We start from the raw sequence: 2,912 nt of genomic DNA, 5'->3' as shown, positions 1-2,912 counted from the left end.
TTGAGAAAATATGCTAATTTCATTAGTTCTTAGAGCTAAATTGTGATAGAAGTTGCTAAAGAGGACTAAACGTTCTTTGACTTCGACGCTTACAATTTGTTTTGGATTAACTCATTTAATATAAATCAAAGTTCGCTCATTATCTATGACTGTAAGAACAAGTAATAACCCCGACATGCTAAGCTGGGCCAGAGAAGATGTTGGCCTTTCGATAGAGCAAGCTGCTGAGGCAATTGGTATCCCGTTGAATATTCTATCGGAAGCAGAAAGTGGAAATCATAAGCTTACACTACTTCAATTAAGAAAAGCCTCAAAAGTATACCAGCTTCCATTTGGCTACTTTTATCTTAAAAACCCTCCGAAAGAGATTAAGTTCAGACCACTTCCTGATTATCGTGTAGATCCTAGATATGCCGGTGTTACACATCATCGAGTCAATACTGAAATAAAGAAATGCAGAGATTTACGAGAAATATATTTAGACCTAGCAGAATCAATGGGAAATGAACTAAATGTTTTTAGCTTAATTGAAAACGAAAACTCACCTAACATAGGCACTAAAATCAGAGAGCGATTAGGAATCGATGAACAGGAACTTACTTCTCTCTCGTACAAAAATATATATTCTTATTGGAAAGAAAAAATTGAAAGTGATGGTGTATTGATCTACGAAACACAATACATTCCTCTCGAAACTGGAATAATTGGTGCTTCTATTTATTATGAAAAATGTCCAATAATTCTTATCAAACGTGGAGGAATTCATTCTCCACGACGATTATTTACTTTACTACATGAATACGCACATCTTTTACTTGCAAAGTCAGGGATAGTCGATGAAAGCGCTACAATGGTTAGCGAATATGATGGTAGCAATTCCAATATTGAGGCTCGATGCAATAAACTAGCCGCTAATATTTTAGTCCCTGATGAAAAAATCAACTTAAATATTTATCAAGGAAAAACGCCAATTGAAATGATGCAAAACCTCGCAGAAAATTTTAAAGTTACTTTTAGTACCGCTGCCGTTTGCCTTAAAAAAGTAGGATTAATAACACAAATACAACTTACTGAACTTTTAGAAGCTCGCAGAAAGGAAAATGAAAAAAAAATAGAAGCTAGAAAAAGCAAATCACTCAGAATCCGAAGTGAAATCATTAAAAAAATAGATCTTGGAAACCCGTTGTTTAACTTAACTTTATCAGCTTATAGCGCGGGGGTATTAGATGTATATGATGCATCAAAGATTTTGCAACTTAGAGTTAATAAAATTGACAAGCTAATCATTGGAGCTAATTAGTGAAATATTGTATGGATGCTTCAGCTTTAATTGACTTAGGTGAACGACACTACCCGGAAACAATTCCTATCTTTACTCCTATTTGGAAATTTATTTATGAAGGGATTGATTCCAGTCTGATTGTTTCTGTTGATATTGTAAAAACTGAAATTGAACAAAAAGCTGATGAATGGCGAACTAATTTCCTTTCTAGGGCCCATAAAATGTTTCATATATCTGAATCAATTGAAACAGAATATGCAAATGTAATCAGTGACATAGAAAATGGACCTCAGTTTACTGAAAACAGAGCGAGAGACAAATTTGTATCTGGAGCCGATCCATGGCTAATTGCAATGGCAAGATCTATTGGTAATGATGCAACTATTATATCTTCAGAAAAGAAAAATTTAAGTAACTATGGATTAGGCGCTGTATGCTCCGAGCTGGGCGTTCGCTATATAAACTTAGTAAGCTTTTTTTCTGAAAATAAAATAGGGAATAACATCTGAACAACTTGTTTCTTTTAAAATGAATATGGTTAAAAATCAAACCCCGTTTAGCATATATTAATATGCAGGTCAAAGAGTAGAGCTAAATGGCCGCCTCCACTCACTCGGCAACTTCGAACGGTCAGGATACTCTCGAAGCTGCTGGCGATAAAACCGAACCTGCTCCCGTTGAACTTCATTAATAGGAAAATCGGGCAACATATACCTGTCCGTTTTCGCAAGTTCACTGTCTCTCCATGCTCGATTCCTTTCCGCAAGCTCATCGTCAGTAACCATCTCGTCGCCCACAACAAGTTTTCCGTTGATGACTTGGTTGCATCCCTCATGTCGAGCACTAGCCCACTCATCAACAGTTAAAGGAATTGATGGTTCGGGAATTTCATCGTGAATGTCATTGCAATAATAGCCCAGCAGTTTGCCGGTCAATTCGTCGTAATGTGCAAAGTAAGTCTTATCCATTGTTAATACCCCATTGCAAACCACCAACTGGTGTAAGTGGTTCCATAATTGTTTCGTATTGTGATTGAAGAGCGAGATTTTGCGGTAACTTTCGCACCATCCGAATAGCCTCCACCTGCCAATTGATTTTGCATGGCAACGGTGCATTGAGTAGGAAAAGTAATCGGCAGTGTTATGTTTCTCGTTTGGCCGCCTGAAATGGAAGTCGAACCCCACTGAAAAATCATTCCAGTATCCTTATCGCGCCAATAACCGTTTGTGCTTTTGGATAAATCGTTTTCTTTAAACGCCGGAACGTTTCCAGAAAACTCCATCAATAAAATGGTGGTTGGCGTTCCACTTTGGCGCGAAACAATAAGATAGTAAACTTCGGTGCCACTCGTTGGCGCGTTTTCATCAAAGAACTGTCCCGTAATGTCTAATTGAGCGCTGCCGTACCAGCCCCCTATTCTCGGCTCGCCAGGGATTTCATCAGATTCTTGCCAATTGTAAGCTGTACCAGTAAACGTTTTATCGTACAAAATCGCACCCGATGTTGAATCACGTCGTACCTGGACGCGCCAAACAGGAGCCGTATAGTTTTGGTTCGTTGCTACAGGGCCATAAACCGAATACGCACGTAAATTAAATTCAATTAAAACTTTGCCTGAAGCGCCCGGTGT

At 38.2% G+C, this 2,912-nt stretch carries 4 protein-coding genes; 2 read left to right on the top strand and 2 right to left on the bottom strand.

Translation table 11 applies throughout. The annotated features are described in order from the left end of the window. The first annotated feature begins 145 nt into the window (after positions 1-145). Together ACTUJY_RS20905 and ACTUJY_RS20900 are read left to right on the top strand one after the other, a co-directional pair. Positions 146-1,300, top strand: a complete 1,155-nt coding sequence (locus ACTUJY_RS20905) for an ImmA/IrrE family metallo-endopeptidase (RefSeq protein ID WP_463618077.1) — start codon at positions 146-148, stop codon at positions 1,298-1,300. Continuing rightward, the gene (locus ACTUJY_RS20900; RefSeq protein ID WP_463618076.1) at positions 1,300-1,791 is read left to right on the top strand and encodes a DUF4411 family protein; all 492 of its coding nucleotides are present in this window, start codon (positions 1,300-1,302) and stop codon (positions 1,789-1,791) included. Before ACTUJY_RS20905 ends, ACTUJY_RS20900 begins: the two co-directional genes overlap by 1 nt. 69 nt (positions 1,792-1,860) lie before the next feature. Here ACTUJY_RS20900 and ACTUJY_RS20895 read toward each other — a convergent pair whose 3' ends face one another. Continuing rightward, positions 1,861-2,250 (bottom strand): phage tail assembly chaperone, encoded by a 390-nt coding sequence (locus ACTUJY_RS20895; RefSeq protein WP_463618075.1) that lies wholly within the window; start codon positions 2,248-2,250, stop codon positions 1,861-1,863. 2 nt (positions 2,251-2,252) lie between these two features. Beyond that, on the bottom strand, positions 2,253-2,912 hold a 660-nt coding region (locus ACTUJY_RS20890; protein WP_463618074.1), incomplete at its 5' end, for a gp53-like domain-containing protein.

This window comes from Pleionea sp. WD8-19, from assembly GCF_055326765.1.
The sequence above is the reverse complement of the archived record's forward strand: the minus strand, read 5'-3'. Positions and strand labels throughout refer to the sequence as shown.